The sequence below is a fragment of the Candidatus Flexicrinis affinis genome (assembly GCA_016716525.1).
In the GTDB taxonomy this organism is placed as follows: Bacteria; Chloroflexota; Anaerolineae; order Aggregatilineales; family Phototrophicaceae; genus Flexicrinis; species Flexicrinis affinis.
Window position 1 is genome coordinate 1,004,828 of record JADJWE010000001.1, and the last position, 16,987, is coordinate 1,021,814.

Annotated in this window: 14 protein-coding genes and 2 tRNA genes; 7 read left to right on the forward strand and 9 right to left on the reverse strand. The window is 62.8% G+C overall.

Annotation, left to right across the window (positions count from 1 at the left end; translation table 11 throughout):
• Window positions 1–2: 2 nt before the first annotated feature.
• Complete coding sequence (locus IPM16_04235) at window positions 3–950, reverse strand: ADP-ribosylglycohydrolase family protein (protein MBK9122319.1); 948 nt, start codon at window positions 948–950, stop codon at window positions 3–5.
• 98 nt (window positions 951–1,048) lie between these two features.
• Here IPM16_04235 and IPM16_04240 point away from each other — a divergent pair, with 98 nt between their 5' ends.
• The 3 genes from IPM16_04240 to IPM16_04250 all read left to right on the forward strand — a co-directional run bounded on the left by IPM16_04240 (window position 1,049) and on the right by IPM16_04250 (window position 4,437).
• A complete protein-coding gene (locus IPM16_04240) occupies window positions 1,049–2,248 on the forward strand; it encodes a S41 family peptidase (protein ID MBK9122320.1) in 1,200 nt (399 codons plus the stop codon).
• A 139-nt stretch (window positions 2,249–2,387) separates the two neighbouring features.
• Complete coding sequence (secG, locus tag IPM16_04245) at window positions 2,388–2,621, forward strand: preprotein translocase subunit SecG (GenBank protein MBK9122321.1); 234 nt, start codon at window positions 2,388–2,390, stop codon at window positions 2,619–2,621.
• A gap of 25 nt (window positions 2,622–2,646) precedes the next feature.
• Complete coding sequence (locus IPM16_04250; protein ID MBK9122322.1) at window positions 2,647–4,437, forward strand: peptide ABC transporter substrate-binding protein; 1,791 nt, start codon at window positions 2,647–2,649, stop codon at window positions 4,435–4,437.
• On the opposite strand, the gene IPM16_04255 is transcribed toward IPM16_04250, so the two are convergent.
• Together IPM16_04255 and IPM16_04260 are read right to left on the reverse strand one after the other, a co-directional pair.
• Window positions 4,406–5,251, reverse strand: coding sequence for a hypothetical protein (locus IPM16_04255; protein ID MBK9122323.1), 846 nt, complete (start codon window positions 5,249–5,251; stop codon window positions 4,406–4,408). The two genes, IPM16_04250 and IPM16_04255, sit on opposite strands and share 32 nt — an antisense overlap.
• Before the next feature lies 1 nt (window position 5,252).
• Window positions 5,253–5,873: a DUF1295 domain-containing protein gene (locus IPM16_04260; GenBank protein ID MBK9122324.1), complete on the reverse strand. Its 621-nt coding sequence runs from the start codon at window positions 5,871–5,873 to the stop codon at window positions 5,253–5,255.
• 26 nt (window positions 5,874–5,899) lie between these two features.
• Here IPM16_04260 and IPM16_04265 point away from each other — a divergent pair, with 26 nt between their 5' ends.
• Window positions 5,900–7,234 (forward strand): thymidine phosphorylase, encoded by a 1,335-nt coding sequence (locus IPM16_04265; GenBank protein ID MBK9122325.1) that lies wholly within the window; start codon window positions 5,900–5,902, stop codon window positions 7,232–7,234.
• On the opposite strand, the gene IPM16_04270 is transcribed toward IPM16_04265, so the two are convergent.
• Genes IPM16_04270 through alaS form a run of 5 tightly spaced genes read right to left on the reverse strand, consistent with a single transcriptional unit; the run spans window position 7,231 to window position 13,861 of the window.
• Complete coding sequence (locus tag IPM16_04270) at window positions 7,231–8,022, reverse strand: hypothetical protein (GenBank protein MBK9122326.1); 792 nt, start codon at window positions 8,020–8,022, stop codon at window positions 7,231–7,233. The two genes, IPM16_04265 and IPM16_04270, sit on opposite strands and share 4 nt — an antisense overlap.
• Window positions 8,023–8,032: 10 nt before the next feature.
• The gene (gene mltG, locus IPM16_04275; GenBank protein MBK9122327.1) at window positions 8,033–9,124 is read right to left on the reverse strand and encodes an endolytic transglycosylase MltG; all 1,092 of its coding nucleotides are present in this window, start codon (window positions 9,122–9,124) and stop codon (window positions 8,033–8,035) included.
• A complete protein-coding gene (ruvX, locus tag IPM16_04280; protein ID MBK9122328.1) occupies window positions 9,124–9,591 on the reverse strand; it encodes a Holliday junction resolvase RuvX in 468 nt (155 codons plus the stop codon). Before ruvX ends, mltG begins: the two co-directional genes overlap by 1 nt.
• Window positions 9,588–11,144, reverse strand: a complete 1,557-nt coding sequence (locus IPM16_04285; GenBank protein ID MBK9122329.1) for a baseplate J/gp47 family protein — start codon at window positions 11,142–11,144, stop codon at window positions 9,588–9,590. The genes ruvX and IPM16_04285 overlap by 4 nt, the downstream gene beginning before the upstream one ends.
• Window positions 11,145–11,161: 17 nt before the next feature.
• On the reverse strand, window positions 11,162–13,861 hold the full coding sequence (gene alaS / locus IPM16_04290) for an alanine--tRNA ligase (GenBank protein MBK9122330.1): 2,700 nt from the start codon (window positions 13,859–13,861) through the stop codon (window positions 11,162–11,164).
• A gap of 173 nt (window positions 13,862–14,034) precedes the next feature.
• Between alaS and IPM16_04295 the strand changes: the two genes are divergently transcribed.
• The 3 genes from IPM16_04295 to IPM16_04305 all read left to right on the forward strand — a co-directional run bounded on the left by IPM16_04295 (window position 14,035) and on the right by IPM16_04305 (window position 15,575).
• On the forward strand, window positions 14,035–15,279 hold the full coding sequence (locus IPM16_04295) for a tyrosine--tRNA ligase (protein MBK9122331.1): 1,245 nt from the start codon (window positions 14,035–14,037) through the stop codon (window positions 15,277–15,279).
• A gap of 110 nt (window positions 15,280–15,389) precedes the next feature.
• Window positions 15,390–15,461: transfer RNA gene (locus tag IPM16_04300), tRNA-Met, on the forward strand.
• A gap of 40 nt (window positions 15,462–15,501) precedes the next feature.
• Window positions 15,502–15,575 (forward strand) — tRNA-Met (locus tag IPM16_04305).
• A 34-nt stretch (window positions 15,576–15,609) separates the two neighbouring features.
• On the opposite strand, the gene lysA is transcribed toward IPM16_04305, so the two are convergent.
• Window positions 15,610–16,845, reverse strand: coding sequence for a diaminopimelate decarboxylase (gene lysA / locus IPM16_04310; GenBank protein ID MBK9122332.1), 1,236 nt, complete (start codon window positions 16,843–16,845; stop codon window positions 15,610–15,612).
• Window positions 16,846–16,987 lie beyond the last annotated feature (142 nt).

Consider the following 16,987-nt stretch of genomic DNA (forward strand, 5'->3'; position numbering starts at 1 on the left):
CCTTAGCTCCCGTAAACGCGCTGGCGTTCGGCGGCCATGCGTTCGGCGAGGTCTTGCATGTACGCGGCGTCCTCGATCTGTTCGCGCCAGTCGGCTGGGATCGAGTCGAGGCCGAGCCGCGCTGCCTGAATCCCGCCGGCGATGCAAGCGATGCTGTCGCTGTCGCCTGTCTTGAGGTTGGCGCCGAGCCTGATCGTCTCGACGTACGACTCGGGACGCTGTACGACGCAGTACAGTGCCATCGCGATGGCCTCGTCACCTGTCCAGCCCGTGCCGATGTGGTACAGTGCGTCGACCGCGTTCGTCCAACCCAACACATGACCGATGCGGCGCAGCACGTCGAGGAATTCGTCATTCTGCGCTGAGGGGAGGTGCTGCACTTGCGCCACGATGTCGTCAGGCGATACCCCCTCAAGCGCGAGTTTGATCGCATACGCGCCCGCATTGGTCGCCGCGATCGCTGCGGGATGCGCGTGTGTGATGATGCCGCTGGCTTCAGCGACTTCGATCATCCGCGCCGGGTCGAATTGATAGAGATATCCGACCGGCGCGACCCGCATCACCGAACCGCACCCCTTCGACCCGTTAATCCCGCTTGTGCGCCAGTCGCGGGAGCGCTCATAGTTGCTCATGCCGTTCATGCATGTGGTGCCGGGTGCGCGCCGGTATTCGGGGTCGCTCTGCCGGTGGTTCCACACGACGAACCGCTCGCCGACCGCCTCCATGATCCGATCGATCGAGGCATCTAATCCGGCATCTAGGAGCCCTTCGGCAAGGGCTAATGTCATCTGAGTATCGTCGGTAAACCGGGCTGGAGCTGGCAGTTCGGTGATTCCGCTAGGACCATACTTCGCTTTGATGGCAGGCAGGTCCAAGAACTCGACGGGATAGCCGAGCGCGTCGCCGATTGCCAGTCCGAAGAGGATCGCTTCTGCATGTTGTCGACTCATAAACACCACCGTACACTAGAGGTGAACGTGCGTCCGAGCGCGCTGTTCAATCGTTCGAATCGTATCACGAAGTCTGTCGAATAGACCGGAGAAAGAGCATGTCGGCACACGGCATATTGAGTCATCCGTGGGCGCGCCGCGCCGGTACGGTCGTGGTCGCAGTGGCGATTTTCGCCGCGGGCGTCGCGTTCGGTAACGGAGGGATGGTCGGCGCTCAGGTCACGCCGAATACGCGCCCGCCCATCGAGGTTGAAGAGGACTTCGCGGCTTTCTGGGAGACCTATAACCTCATCAACAAGATCTACCTTGAGCCGGTCGAACGGCAAATGCTCGTCGACGGTGCGATCAACGGCATGGTCGAAGCATTGGGCGACGAGTTCAGCGGGTACGTCGAGCCTGAATTGAACGCGTTCGACTCCGATCTCAGCGGATCGATCAGCGGCATTGGCGCGGTGATCGAGCGCGACGAGGAATTGGGGCGTGTCCGCATCGTCAACGTATACCCCGGCACCCCGGCTGAACGCGCCGGTGTACTGGAGGGTGACGTTTTCCTCGAGGTAGATGGTATCGATGTCCGCAGCTTCAACGCCGACCGATTGGCGGCGCGCGTGCGCGGCCCTGAGGGATCGACGGTCAATCTTGTTATGGAGCGTGACGGCGAAGAGATCGAGTTCGCCATCCAGCGCGCTCGCATCACCATTCCTAACATCGAAACGGACGTCATCGGCGACAATATCGCCTACGTCAAGTTGTTCCAGTTCACAAGCGAGGCGCGGCGCCAGTTCGATCAGGCGATCTCGGAACTCGATTTGGACACGCGTAGCGGCCTAATCATCGACCTGCGCGGTAATCCCGGCGGTCTGTTGAGCAGTGCGGTCAGCATGGCAAGCGCGCTGATCGACGACGGCGTGGTCCTCTACGAACAGTTTGGTGACGGCACCGAGCAGATCTTCGAAGCGGACGGAACGTCGCTCGGGATTGACATTCCCATTGTCGTCCTCGTCGACGAGCGCAGCGCCTCGGCGTCTGAACTGGTCGTGCGCGCGTGGACCGACTATGACCTCGTCACGGTGGTCGGCACACAGACGTTCGGCAAGGGCGTCGTGCAGAGCCAGCGCGACCTCGTCAACGGCGGCGGCTTGCGTCTGACGGTCGCACGGTGGCTGTCGCCCAACCGCGAGTCGATCCACGGCGAAGGGCTGGTACCCGACGTCGTCGTCGAATGGGACGAAGAACTTCGCCGCGAGAACCCGGACGACGATCCGCAGTTGGACGCCGCGCTCAAGCTGTTCGAGTAGTACCCGCGTTGGTTAAGCGTTGGACAACCGGGGGCGGTCAGCTCGATCGCCCCCGGTTATTGTTCCTACTCAGGGCGCGCGGCCCATGATATACTTCTGCGCCTGAACACGTACTTTTCCCGTATTGAGGGTATTCTGCATGGCGGTAGCACTGCAAATCGCAACGATTATTCTCAGCATCCTGCTGGTCGTATTGATCCTGCTTCAGGTGCGCGGCGAGGGGCTTGGCAGCCTGCTCGGCGGCATCGAAATGGGTGGCATGGGCCGTACGCGTCGCGGCATCGAAAAGTCCGTCTTCCAGCTCACGATCGGGCTGGCCGCCGCGTTCCTTGTCATCTGCATCTTCTCGGCGGTCGTGACCCGGCAGCTCTAGTCGGGCTGCCGCGCTCCAAACGATTATGCTTAGCGGCCGTCGCTGGCAGCTGATACTCCTGCTCGCCGCCGCGGCCGTTTTTGCTGTCGCGGTCGTAAGCCGAGTCAATCGACCCGCACCGCCACCGACGGCGACACCGCGCGCAAGCGACACGCCATCTGCCGCTGCTGTGCCGACCGACGAGGGCACGCCGCTTCCGATCCCCGATCCGACCAGTATCCCGACACCGGCCATCTTGGCGCTCGCCTCGTCCGACGGCGTGCCGACCTACCGCGAAGGCTTGGTCGGGCAGGTACAGCGGTTGAATCCGTTGTTTGCGACGCTGAACCCGGTCGACGCCGACATCACAGCCCTCATCTTCGAAGGCTTGACGACCATCAACGCTTTTGGCGAGCCGGTGCCGGCCCTTGCGGAGAATTGGATCGTTTCGTCGAACGGCCTCGAATACGTCTTCACGCTGCGAAACGACATCGTGTGGCACGACGGCACGCCGTTTGACGCGGCAGACGTGGCCTTTACGATGTCACTGCTGCGCCACCGCGACTTTCCCGGCGACCGCGCCCTGCGCGACTTCTGGCGCACGGTCGAGACGCAGCAGCTGAACGACCGGCAGATTCGTTTTCGGCTGACTCAGCCGCTGGGTGCCTTTCCATACGCACTTCGTATTGGCATTCTGCCGGAGCACGTATTTGTTGGCATGCCGATCGAGGCGCTCGTGTCGCATCCGTTCAATTTCACGCCCATCGGTACTGGGCCGTATCAGCTTGAAGCACTGCGCGGCACGAGCGGCCAGATCGAGCAGGTCGACCTGCGGGTTGCGCCTAATTATGCGCTGCGGCAAGGCGCCGACATCCCGACCATCGACCGGTTCTCGTTCCGGCTTTATGTCACGTTCGACGAAGCACTGGCCGGCCTCGACGCAGGCGAGATCGACGGCTTGGCGACACGTTCGCGTCAGGAGCGTGTACCGCTGCAAGATCGCGCCGTCAGCGGGTCGGTGGTGCTGCGCAACGCGATCGAGCCGACGTTGGGCGCTGTGATCTTCAACTGGCAGCGCGAGACCACCCGTTTCTTCACCGAGGAACGCGTGCGGCGTGCGTTGCTGCTTGGCACGGACCGGCGGCGGCTTGTAGAGCGCACGGCGCTGTTCCAGCAAGCCGTGTTTGCCGAAGGACCGTTGGTTCCCGGTGGGTGGGCGTTCGATCCGTCCCTGTCGACGCCGTATGACATGACGCAGGCGCAGTTCTTGCTCAGCGAAGCCCGCCTCGATCAATTCGTGCCGGAAGAGGCCGAAGGCGAAACTCCCACGCCGGACGGCCCGCTGGGGTTCGTCCTGCTGGTCGCACAAGACCCGGTGTTGGAACCTGTTGCGGAGCAGATCGCCGCGCAGTGGACGGCGCTCGGGTTCGCCGTGGACGTGCAGGTGCTGCCTGTTGACGAACTACAAGAGCGGCTGGACGCCGGGTTGTTCGACGCCGCGTTGGTCGAGTTGACACAGCTCGGGACGGCGGACCCGGACGTATATGACTTCTGGCACGATGCCGAGTACCCCGATGGCAAGAATTACGGCGGTGTCAGCGACCGGGTCATCAGCGAACTGCTCGAGCGCGCACGGCGTGAGCCAAACGCGCTAAACCGGAAGAACCTGTATTTCGATTTCCAGCGCGAGTTCCTCGCCCGCGCGGTGGCCGTACCCTTGTATTACCCTTTGTACAGCTACGCGACGAGCACCCGGGTCGAGAACGTGCAGCTCGGGTACCTCGGAAAAGCGTCCGACCGATTTGTCAGTATTGCCGACTGGCATCTGGCGAATTGAGCTGGCGTCGCTCCTCGGTCAGGATGGTGCGTAGGTGAGCTTTTCGCGCGGCGCCGCTGAGCAGTTCGAGCTTTCGCACCCCTAACGGATCCACGATTTCTCTCAAGATGCGCAGTTCATCTGCAGTCGGCGGCGCGGTCTCGGCAAGACCGGGTGCGATGTCGAGCGTGAAACGCGTTTTGCGCTGTACTGACTCTACGGTGCTGCCGGGATGGATCGACGTTAGGCGCATCGTGCCGTTGGCCCAATCGAATTCACCGAGGTCGCTGACGAGATAGCGAGGCGCGTCCCCGCGTCGCCGGGCCGCATCTGAACCTAAACCGCTCCTGACGTCAAGCGACTCGACAAACGTGACCGGCGAGTGTCGCGGCACGTAGAAGTACACCCGAGACGAATAAACGGTGACGTCGGGGATTCCCCCGGTGCCCGGCAGACGCAACCGTGGTCGCTCGACATCACGGCCGAAGGCAATGTTGTTCGTGTTGCCGAACCGGTCGATCTGCGCCGGGCGAAAGAACTCCTTCGGGTGGAACTTGGGCAGCAGGTCGAGCGCTGCAGTGACGAATCCCGGGTGAATCAGCCCGTGCTCCATCCACGCCGATTCCTGCGTTGCAACCCCCAGCGGCGCCCACTCTTGACAAATCGATTGGCCGATTGCCGAGGCAAACCGCACGTTCGGAGCGTGGGTCTGCTGGGCAAGGATGAACCCGGCCATCACTAGCGGCGTGTTCAGCCCCTGAGCCAACACTTCGCCGTCTTCGACCTGCCGCGAGATGCATACACAAATCAGTTCGTCGACCGTCCAGTCGGTCACACTACGACCCTCGCTGCGGGAGGCGCACGAACGGGATGAGCCACGCGGTTTGGCGCTGATACTCGCGGTACTCGTCGCCAAACACGGCGATCATGCGGCGCTCCTCGTACAGCGACCCGACCACGAAGTAGATGGTCGCGCCGATGCAGAACCCGAGGTAGGCTCCACGCATAACAGTCACCGGCCACAGCGCCATGAGAGAAAACAAGTAGAGCGGGTGCCGCACCCAGCGGTAGATGCCGGTGATGCGCAGCGGTTCGGGCGGCAGCGGGAGCGGATCGCCAGCCAAATAGGCGCGAAGCTGAGACAGGCCGGCGAAACGGCCGAGGTCGACTTGCAGCAGCGATACGACCGCGCCGACGATGCCGACTGCTTGAATTGCGATGAGTACGGGCTCGAGGGACGCCGGAAGGATCCATATCACCGGTTCGCGCGCATCCAACAAGATCATCAGCAGTCCGATCGCGCCGAGGCCGGCGGCGGCGATTACGTTGAAGAGAATACGATATAATCCCTCGTAGGCACGGTCTCCGAAACGGGAGCGGAATACCGGCTTAAACGCTCCAGCAAGCCACGTATGTAGTACGCCGTAGCCGAGCATTGCCAGTAAGATGATCCACATTACTGCACCTTTCGGGGAGCTTTCCCATGAACATGCTCGACATTATAGCCAAGAAGCGCGACAAACAGACGTTGACCCGCGAGGAAATTGCGTGGTTCGTCGAAGCAGTCACGCGCGGGGACGCGCCGGACTACCAGACGGCGGCGCTCCTGATGGCGATCGTCATCAACGGGATGGATCACGACGAGACTGTGGCGCTGACGATGGCGATGGCGAATTCCGGCCGTGTGCTGGACCTGAGCGACATTACGCCGTACGCGGTAGACAAGCACTCGTCCGGTGGCGTGGGCGATAAGACCTCGTTGGTCGTGCTGCCGCTGGTCGCGTCGTGCGGTGTCAAGGTGGCTAAGATGAGCGGGCGTGGCCTCGGCTTGACCGGCGGCACGCTCGACAAACTCGAGAGCATTCCCGGCTACAACGTGAATCTGTCCGAGACCGAGTTTCGTGAACTGGCGAAGGCCAACGGGATCGTATTGGCCGGCCAGTCCGGCGAGCTTGCGCCTGCAGACGGCAAGCTGTACGCCCTGCGCGACGTTACCGGCACGGTGCAGAGCCTTCCGCTGATCGTCAGCAGCATCATGAGCAAAAAGATCGCAGCCGGCGCACGTGGAATCGTGCTGGACGTCAAGGTAGGGACGGGCGCGTTCATGAAATCCGTCCAAGACGGCGTCGAGCTGGCGCAGGCGATGGTCGATATCGGCGTATCGGCGCACCGCGATATGATCGCCATGGTGACCGACATGAATCAGCCGCTGGGCGAGGCGGTCGGCCATGCTCTCGAAATCCGCGAGGTGATCGATGTGCTGCGCGGCGACGGGCCGGCGGACTTCCGCGAGCACTGCCTCGAGGTCTCCGCGCATATGTTGTGGTTGGCTGGTCGCGGCGAACGGTGGACGGATTACGACCGCATCAACGACCAATTGGCGGACTTCCTCGACGATGGCAAGGCCTTCGCCACGTTCCGGGCGATGGTCGAGGCGCAGGGCGGCGATGTCGAGGTCGTCGACAACCCGGACCTGCTGCCACGGGCTGCATATGTCGAGACGATTCGTGCGGTGCAGGAACGATACATCGCCGGTGTCGACGCGGAAACCATTGCGCGCGTCGTGTTCGAGTTGGGCGGTGGACGTGAGAAGAAGACCGACTCGATCGATCATGCTGTCGGCGCCGTCGTGCATGTGAATGTTGGCGACGCCGTCCAACCCGGGCAAGCACTGGTGACACTGCATGCCAACGATCGTGACAAGCTCGCACGCGCGGTATCGCTTGTGCACAATGCAATCACCTATGGCCGCGACGAGGTCCCGCCACTCCCGCACGTTTACGAGACGTTTGTACGCAAAGCCAACCGCGCGGACTAAGGGAGCTTGACGAGCGTTTCCCCGGTGACCCGATACCGGTGAACCGGCGCGTCGCGCCAGCCGCCCGGATCGAACGCGATTGTCCCGTTGTAGCCCTCGACTTCGTAGCGGAGCACCGCTTCTAGTGCGTCGGCGCGCGTATCGGCGTCGGCCAGCGCTCCCCCTAGGAACAGCCCAGCATCGTAAGCCAGCGAAGCATGCAGTCTCGGCTCCGGAACGAAAAGCCCGCTGGCCTTTATGCGCCGCGCCAACGCTTCGTCTGGCAGCGCCGCGGCGGTGACGATCACTGGATCGGCGCCCGGGTTGAGGCGGGCAAACTCCCTCAGCGCAAACACGTCGCCGCCGTGGTCTTCGTCGTCGTCCCAGCGGTACGTGTCGAGCGGCACGACAGCCGGACCGATGGACACGTTGGACGGGGCCATCAGGTACACAGCCGCTACTTGCGGCGCCCCCCAACTTCCAAGTACGAGGGAAGGAAGCGTGATATACGACCGTAACGAGATGTGAACGTCTCGCTGCGCGAGCTGTGGCCCGGCCAACACCCATGCGACGATGGTTGGGTCGCGGTACGCTGCGTAGATGCGCACGTCGGCCTCGCGGCTTATGTCAATGGCATTGACAATCATGTTCGAACCGCTGTCCGCGAGTCCGAGCCTAAGCGCGTACAGTGCGTCGTAACCGACCTCGCGATAGCGCCCCTCGAACGGCGCCAGCAGCGCGATCCGCCGTGGCGGTTGGCTGGCCGGCGCACAGGCCGCGAGCGCGAGAGCGGCCGCAATTGCAGCCAAGACGAACCGCCTAACACCCATTAGCGAGGTGCTCTTCGTAGGTGGGTGCGAAGTCGTGAAATCCGTCGTCGCGGCAGTCGGCGCGGAAGTAGTAATACTCGGAAGCCTGTGGATAGACGACCGCACGCAAAGCAAGCAATCCCGGCGAGTTGATCGGGCCAGGCGGCAGCCCGCCGATCAGATAGGTGTTGTACGACGATACGACAGCGTTGTAGTCTGCGGCGGTTATCCGCGGCCACCAGCTCCCCCGCGAGTTCCCGAGGGCGTACTGCACGGTCGGGTCAGCGTCAAGCTTCATGCCGATGTCGAGCCGATTGCGGTATACGCCGGCGATTAGTGGCATCTCGCTTTGCTGCACGGCCTCGCGCTGCACGATCGACGCGAGCGTAACAGCTTCGTATAGTGAAAACCCCTGCGCGCCGAGGTCAGCGAGGATCAGCGCGTCTAGCGCCGATAGGAAGCCCTCGGCCAGCGCGTCGCGAACCTCTGCGACCGTCACGTCCGGAGGGAACTGATATGTACCTTCGCCCAAAAAGCCTTCTAGTCCTGCGCCGGGAGGCAAGCCGAAGCGTGCCGCGAGTTCGGCGGATGGTGCAGAGGCCGCCGCGAGAAAGTCACCGCCGGCGAAGTTGAACGCCGGGGTGTTGTCGATCGCTTGCGCGACCTCTTCAAGCCGCCACCCGGCCAACATGCGAAACGGGATATGGCTGCCGCGTGCGTCCGTCAACTGACCGGCGATCTGTGTCAGCGGATGCGTTTGCCTGACGAAATAGATGCCGGCCTGAAACTGCGTGTCCAGTCCTTCAGCCCGGGCGTAGTCGACGAACAACTCGGCATCGCCAATGACGCCTAGCGCTTGCAGCCCTTGACCGATGCTGGTCGGCGTGTCTCCGAACGCGACTTCAAACCGGCGCGGACGATCGTCGCTGCCGAACGGGGTCTCCAATTCGTCCGCGCGCCCGGCCAACGCGATTTGCGCGATCAACGAGCGCACCGTATCGCCGGGGCTGCGCCCGCTGGCGATTACGACCAGCGCGAATGCCGCTGCTGCCGCGAAGACGGCCAGCACCCCGAGGCCAATGATCCAACGAATTGCGCGCATCAGTCGGTGCTCCGGTCTATCGTGCGAGATGCGGGTTCTTCGGCGAGGCCGTCGCGCACCGCGTCCAGATAGCTCTGCAGCATCACGCGGGCGGCAAGGTCGTCGATTGGCGCGCGCGGGTCGCGGCGCATCCGGCGGGCGATCCGTTTGGCATCTTCACTCGTCATCTGCTCGTCCCACGTCACAACCGGCAGGTCGCAGACGTCGCGCAGGCGCTCAATCCACAATGCCACGGTATCGGCCTGTGTGTGTTCGCCCTCTGCTGCAAGCTCATCGTGCGGCATTCCGATCACCAACGCACCCGCGCCGTGTTCGGTGATAAGCCGCGAAATCGCCTCGAAATCGGCAGACCGTGTCGTGCGCGTAATGACCGTGACCTCGCGTGCCGTCAGCCACAGCCGGTCACTGACGGCAATGCCGATACGCTTAATGCCGTGGTCGATGCCAAGCAGCGGGGCGCGGATCATGGGTTCGTTTCTTCCCGAATGTCCACAGTGATGCGGAACGGCAGGATCGGGAGGGTGTCGCCAAACTGGGGAAACACACTGATGACCGGCTCGGAGCCGGGCGCCAGTTCCAACGTGCTGGCGAGGTAAAGCCGCGCATCCGGAAGCGATCGGCCGGCGAGAAACTGCTGCAGTTCAGCAGTGTCGACACTGCCGGAGATCATACCTTCTGCAAACAATTGGAACGTCACTTCGCCGTCGTCGGACAGGCTCATGATTGGGCCGCGTTCGTAGCGCAGCGTGCCGATGTCGAGGCTGCGCCCGCGCGAAATCTGTTGGCTGAGCGCGGCAAATCCCACGCGTTCGGCATCGCGCTGGTTGATGACGAGCGCCTGAACCACCGCCCGCATTTCGAGCGTCACCTCATTGGCGACATCGCCGACGTTCGCCGAGTACACTTGCCAGTCGCCGCGCTCGCTCTCGGGCGTGATGGCGATACTCTCATCGATGAAGAACTCGCCTTCGGCCAAGAGCTGACCGATGTCGGCCTGTGCCTGCGCCTGGATCTGCTGTCGTACTGCCGCGCGCAAGCGGTCGATATCGGATTGTGTCACCACGGGCAAGGTTCGGCTTTGTCCGCCGCTCAGAGGCAGCAGGTTGGTGACGGTCACGGTGTCGGCGAAGTCGGTGTCCAGCGCGGTAATGCGCGCCGCGGCGACGTTGCCGATCTCGCCAGCAAACTCGGGCAGCGCTTCTACCCGCACCTCGACGGAAAGCCCTTCGCCGCCGGGGAGCAGGGCGGTTGACAGCAGACGAAACCGTACGGGTGCGCCGTCAGCGGTGCTGACGATCGTACCGGCAGGAATCTCGCGCGGCGTCGCGGTCCGGTTCACAATTGTCACCGTGCCAGTGGCAAGCGTGTCCTCGCCGGCGAGGCGGCCCGTAGATGGGTAGGTGCCGGACTGCACGACCTGAACAAGTTGAAAGCGCGCGGGGATGCGTGAGTTCTCAACGTCGATGGCTTGCATTCGCGGCGACGCGCTGATGACGACATCGGCGACGATGTCGCGGCGGGCCAGTGTCAATGACACGGTTGCGCCGGGCAGCACAACGGTTGCAGCGAGCGCCAACACACCGGAGACGATCGCCAGCATGACCAACCGCGCGAAGAACGGAAGCGGAATGCGCGCCCCGGCCCGCACACGGCTTGCCAGCGGCATCAAATCTGCCGGGGTGGGCTCGTTCTTAGGCTTCTGACTCCGGTTGGCGAAGACCTTGCCCCGGCCGCGTTTCCAACGCCCGCGTTGCGACGCGCCGATAGTCTCAAAAGTGCTGATGTCCAGCTCGCGCGCGTACTCGATAATTTGCGGGTCGTGCGTTACGAACGCAACGCGGATGGCGCGGCGCATCGCCTCGCGTTGGACGAGCACGAGGTCGAGCTTGCGCGTGAGCGCCGTACCCACCTCCGGCCACACGATCAGGACGTGCTGTCCACGGAAAAATTGAAGCCGGTCGCGGACGGAATTGGCTTCCTCGCCGGCCTCGAGTTGGATGAATGCAGCGTCCTTCGGCATTACGCTCGGTGGCCGCCTTAGCGACCCTTTGCCGCCAGAGCGTCGCGCGCAGCTTGCAGCGCGTCTGCCAATTTCGACGGATCTTTGCCGCCCGCCTGCGCCATGTCGGGTCGCCCGCCGCCGCCGCCGCCGATAATGGGCGCAATCGACTTGATCAGTTCGCCGGCGTGGTAACCCTGCTTGGTCAGGCCGCCAGCGACCGACGCGAGCAGCTGTGGCTTGCCTTCGAAGACCGTGCCGATGACGATGACGCCGTCGCTTACGCGGCCCTTGAACCAGTCGGCCATTTCACGCATCACGTCCACCGGCACCCCGTCGACCTGTGCGACCAGCGTTCGGATGCCGTTTGTCGCCTCGGCCTCGCGCATCAATGCCTCGAACTTGAGCCGGGCCAGTTCGCGCTGAAGCGCGTTGTACTGCTTGCGGGATTGGGCTAACTCGTCCTGCAGCGCCGCAAGGCGGGACTGCGCCTCGACAGGCTTCGCACCAAGCTGCCCGGCGATGTGGTGCAGTGCCGATAGGTTGTCTTGAATGTATTCGACGGCCGCGCGCCCGGTCAAGGCTTCCACGCGGCGGATGCCGCTGCTCACGCTTCCTTCGTTGGTGAACACGAACGCGCCAATCTCGCCGGTTTCACGCACATGCACGCCGCCGCACAACTCATAACTGTAGCGCTGACCGTTCGCGCCGATGGAGACTGTACGCACGGTATCGCCATACTTCTCGCCAAACAGGGCCATCGCGCCTTCTGCGCGTGCCTCGGCAAGCGATTTGACTTTGGCGACGACCGCGTAGTTGGCCTGCACCGCGTCGTTGACCTCGCGCTCAATCGTGCGCAGCTGACGCTCGGAGACGCGGTCGCCGTGCGCAAAGTCGAAGCGTAGGCGATCCGGCGCGACGAGCGAGCCGCGCTGCTCGACATGCGTCCCGAGCTGGTTGCGAAGCGCGGCGTGGAGCAGGTGCGTTGCGGTGTGATTCTTGATGATGTCCGCGCGGCGCAGGCTGTCCACCGCGGCGGTGGCCTCATCTCCGACCTTGGGTTGTCCTTCACCGACCTCGCCAGAATGGACGATCAAACCGGCAACAGGGCGGCGGGTGTCATCAACCACGATCACCCAGTCGTCGCCGCTGATCGTGCCGGTGTCGCTGACCTGTCCGCCGGCCTCGACATAGAACGGCGTCTCGCTCAGCACAACCTCGACGCGGTCTCCGGCAATGGCCGACTCGATCGGGCCGCCTTCACCAAGAATCGCCAGGACGCGAACGCCTGCCACCGTCGTCGGACCGTAGGGCGAATACGCCACGCCCGATTCCGCGAGCGCGCCGCTGCTTCTGAGGTCGGCAAGCAGATCCGTGTAGGCTTCTGCGCTCTCGATGCGGCCGATGACCTTGCCGCCGCTCACGCGGGAGTGTTCGGCCTCGGCGGCGTTGAACCCGGCCAGATCGACGGTATAGCCGCGTTCTTCGCAAATGTCTTTGATGACCTCAAACGGCAGGCCGAGCGTCGCTTTGAGGTAGAAGGCCTGATCGCCCGGCAGCGTCCCGTCTTCGGGAAGCTGATCGAGCATCGCGTTTAAGAGGCTAACGCCGCGATCGAGCGTGCGACGGAACATCGTTTCCTCTTTGGTGATGACCGCCCTGATCTGATCGGCTTTGGCGGTCAACTCGGTGTAGTGTTCGCCCATGTGGTCGATCACAGATTGAGCAACGGTACCGAGGAACGGCGAGTCGAATCCGAGTTTGGTTCCGAACCGCGCGGCGCGGCGAATGACAAGGCGGCACACGGCTTGGCGGTTCTTCGCGCCCGGTTCGACACCGTCGGCGATCAGGAATACGGCGGCGCGCACGTGATCGGCGATAACGCGGTACGGCACGATATTGGCATCGCGGGTCGCGTCGCTGTGGCCGGTGAGCTGCTGCGTCGCCTCGATAATCGGCATGAACAGGTCGGTCTCGTAGTTGGCGAGCTTGCCCTGCACGATGCTGACGATGCGCTCAAGGCCCATGCCGGTATCGACACCGGGCGCCGGAAGCGGAACGTCGAACTGACCGCTGTGTTCGGGGTCTGGCGCGGTGCGGTTGAACTGCATGAACACGAGGTTCCAGATTTCGAGGAACCGGTCGTCTTCAACTTGCAGCATCTCGACGATGCTGTCTTCGCCTAACTCCGGCGTCTTGTCCCAATGAATTTCGCTGGTTGGGCCGCACGGGCCCGTATCGGCCATCTGCCAGAAATTCGTCTTGGGACCCATCCGCGCCACACGCTTCGGATCGACGCCGACATCGTTCACCCAGTAGCTGTACGCCTCGTCGTCGTTCTGATAGACCGTGTAGACCAACCGGTCTTCAGGCAAGCCGCACACCTGCGTCAGGAACTGATGCGCGTAGATGATGGCGTCGCGCTTGAAGTAGTCGCCGAAGCTGAAGTTGCCCAGCATCTCGAAAAACGTGTGATGCCGCGGCGACGGCCCGACGTTTTCCAGATCGTTGTGCTTGCCGGAAACGCGCATGCACTTCTGCGAAGTGGTCGCGCGCTTGTAGTCGCGCTTGTCGAGGCCGAGGAACACGTCCTTGAACTGCACCATGCCCGCGTTTGTGAACAGCAGGGTCGGGTCGTTGGCCGGCACAAGCGACGATGACTCCACCTGCTTGTGCCCGTGTTCTTCAAAGAATTCGAGGAAAGCCTGCCGGACTTCGGCACTGCTCATGGTTTTCATTCAGGGTTTCCTGTGCGCGACACGCGTGATGATGTCCTGCATTATAGTGCCCGTCATGCCGTGGTCACAAGGCAGGCTACCCCAATCTATGATGTGAACACTGCCACGCCGGGGCGGATTCCGTTATACTGCGGGGAATTGCAGTCAGCCCAATCCCTACAACGAGAATCCGCATGGTCAGCATTGACGAACAAGTCGAAATCTTGATGTCTGGCGCCGAGTACGGCGACCCGGAAACCAAAGTGACGATGGCTCGCGAACTGCGCGAACGGCTCATCGAGGCCGAAGAAGCGGGTCGGCCGCTGCGCGTGTACTGCGGTTACGACCCGCGCAAGCCCGATTTGCATCTCGGCCACACGATCACCATGCGCAAGCTGCGCCAGTTTCAAGAGCTGGGCCACGATGTGACGTTCCTGATCGGTACGTTTACCAGCCTGATCGGCGACCCGTCGGACAAGGATAAGGCACGGAATCAGCTTACGGTCGACGAGGTGCGCGAGAACGCCCGCACTTACGCCGAGCAGGCATTCAAGATCCTTGACCCCGACCTGACGCGCGTGCGCTACAACGACGAATGGTTGTCCACGCTCGACTTCGCCGACATCATCCGGCTTGCCAGCAATTTCACCGTGCAGCAGTTCTTGGTGCGCGAGAATTTCGCCAACCGCATCAAGGACGGGCTTCCGATTTACCTGCACGAGTTCTTCTACGCGCTGATGCAGGCCTACGATGCAGTAGCGCAGGAAGCGGACGTGCAGGTCGGCGGGCAGGACCAGCTCTTCAACATCGTGGTCGCAGGGCGCAAGCTCCAGCAGGGCCTTGGGCAGAAGCCGCAGGTCGCGATCATCATGGGCGAGTCGCTGCCCGGCACCGACGGCCACGAGAAGATGAGCAAGTCGCAAGGCAACCACATTCCGCTGCTGGGCGAGGCGTGGGACATGTACGGCAAGGTGATGAGCATCCCGGATGCGGCGATGCCCATCTACCACAAACTGATCCTCGGCTGGACGCCGGCGCAGCTTGCCGACTTCGAACAAGGGCTGAAAGACGGGTCGCTGCACCCGAACGAGGCCAAGATGCGCCTTGCGCGCGAAATTGTCTCGATCTACCACAGCCCGGACGATGCCGTGGCAGCACAGCAGCGCTGGGACGAAGTGTTCCGCAGTAAGGGCGGGCCGGGCATCCCCACCGACATCCCAACTGCAACAGTGACCGGCGACGAGCGTGTGGTCGACGTCCTGCGCCGTCTGAATATGGTCGCCAGCGGCAAGGAAGCCTCGCGGCTGATCGAGCAGGGCGGCATCCGGCTGGCCGACCAGCCTGTGACCGAGCTTTCGGCGGTGGTACGGGTCGTCGACCTGCCCGCGGTGCTGCAAGTGGGCAAGCGCAAATTCGTCAAGCTCATCACTGAAGACTAACCGCCGAACGCCGCTCAGATCCCGCATTTCTAACACCGTTCTAGCATATTGGACCGGTTTTCACGGTTGACACCGGGGGCTGGCGGTACTAGAATGCGAAGTGTTAACAGTGCGGGGTAGAGCAGAGGCAGCTCGTCAGGCTCATAACCTGAAGGTCGTAGGTTCGAATCCTGCCCCCGCGACTTTAGAGCCCACCGCCCGGTGGGCTTTGTCGTAGAACAAGGCGATGTAGCTCAGCCGGTTAGAGCGAACGACTCATAATCGTTAGGTCGTGTGTTCGAGTCACACCATCGCCAACCGAAAGCCCCCCGACGCGGGGCTTTTCGTTTCTTACACCTCGCACAACAGCAGATCGTCCCACGTCTCCCGCCTGCGTGCGACGTGCACCGTCGAACCGTCCGTCTCGATGACGATTTCGGCGGGGCGCACCCGCGCGTTGTAGTTCGAGGCCATGACCATCCCGTAAGCACCGGCATCCAGCACGGCCACCAGATCGCCCGGCTCGAGTGCCGGCAGCGGGACGTCCCGACCCAACACATCCGAGCTTTCGCACACCGGCCCGACAACTTGCACAGGACCGATCGACTCGCCACGGGCGATGACCGGGACGATGGCGTGTTTGGCACCGTACAGCGCCGGGCGCAGCAGCTCGGTCATACTGCCGTCGACGATGACAATGTGCTGCCCGCCTTGATGCTTGACGTATAGCACGGACGTCAGCAGCACGCCGGCGTCTCCGCTGATCGACCGGCCCGGCTCAAGCAGAATGTGGAACCCGGCAGCGCGCTGCGCCAGCACATCCATGAATTCGCGCGGACTTGGCAGGTGGCTGTGCGGATCGTACGCCAACGGTAGCCCACCGCCGACGTTGAGAGTCGTGATTCCGGCGTGCTGCTTGGCGATCGAGGTGGCCGTGTCGACCGCCTTGCCGGTCGCCTCCGTGTCGCCAAGTTGACTTCCGATATGCAGATGCAGCCCTTCGATGTCGATATGGGCGTATTGCTGCCGCCGCGCGAGGATCGCATCGACCACATCACCAGTCAGGCCAAACTTCGCCGCACCGTGGCCAGTGGCGATGTACGGGTGTGTGTTGGCAGTCACGTCGGGGTTGAGGCGCAAGGCGACCCTGACGCGCGTCCCCGCTTGCCCTGCAATCGTATTAAGGTATTCGAGCTCGAGCTCGTTTTCGACGTTGAACCAGCCGATTTGCTGTTCGACCGCCCATTTGATCTCGGCATAGGTCTTTCCGACACCCGCAAACACAATCTTTGCTGGTGCACAGCCGGCACGCAGCGCCCGATACGCTTCGCCGGCGCTAACCGCGTCGATACCGGCGCCCTGCTTCACCAGCGTTTCGAGGATAGCAAGGTTGCCATTCGATTTGGCGCTGAAGTGGATTTCCGCATCGAGCGGCGTAAATGCTGTGGCGATAGCGCGATAGTTGGCGGCGATGCGGCGCAGACTGTACACATACAGCGGTGTTCCGAACTGTGCGCCCAATGCACCGAGTTCGACGTCGTCTACGTACAAACGATCATCCAGAAACCGGATCGATTCGTTGAGCATGAATCCCTCAGGGTTGGGTGTTTGATTGCCAGCGCCATTGTAGCGCCACAGAGTGGGCGGGCAACGGCCAACTCATGCGAAGCCAAACATGATCTTGTATGCTACCGGTGTGCCGTTTACGATGACGGTACTGCCGTGGACA

Coding starts and splice junctions, on each gene's coding strand:
- IPM16_04260 (MBK9122324.1), bottom strand. CDS start 5,873: ATGTGGATCATCTTACTGGCAATGCTCGGCTACGGCGTACTACATACG.
- secG (MBK9122321.1), top strand. CDS start 2,388: ATGGCGGTAGCACTGCAAATCGCAACGATTATTCTCAGCATCCTGCTG.
- alaS (MBK9122330.1), bottom strand. CDS start 13,861: ATGAAAACCATGAGCAGTGCCGAAGTCCGGCAGGCTTTCCTCGAATTC.
- IPM16_04235 (MBK9122319.1), bottom strand. CDS start 950: ATGAGTCGACAACATGCAGAAGCGATCCTCTTCGGACTGGCAATCGGC.
- lysA (MBK9122332.1), bottom strand. CDS start 16,845: ATGCTCAACGAATCGATCCGGTTTCTGGATGATCGTTTGTACGTAGAC.
- IPM16_04250 (MBK9122322.1), top strand. CDS start 2,647: ATGCTTAGCGGCCGTCGCTGGCAGCTGATACTCCTGCTCGCCGCCGCG.
- IPM16_04285 (MBK9122329.1), bottom strand. CDS start 11,144: ATGCCGAAGGACGCTGCATTCATCCAACTCGAGGCCGGCGAGGAAGCC.
- ruvX (MBK9122328.1), bottom strand. CDS start 9,591: ATGATCCGCGCCCCGCTGCTTGGCATCGACCACGGCATTAAGCGTATC.
- IPM16_04240 (MBK9122320.1), top strand. CDS start 1,049: ATGTCGGCACACGGCATATTGAGTCATCCGTGGGCGCGCCGCGCCGGT.
- IPM16_04265 (MBK9122325.1), top strand. CDS start 5,900: ATGAACATGCTCGACATTATAGCCAAGAAGCGCGACAAACAGACGTTG.
- mltG (MBK9122327.1), bottom strand. CDS start 9,124: ATGCGCGCAATTCGTTGGATCATTGGCCTCGGGGTGCTGGCCGTCTTC.
- IPM16_04295 (MBK9122331.1), top strand. CDS start 14,035: ATGGTCAGCATTGACGAACAAGTCGAAATCTTGATGTCTGGCGCCGAG.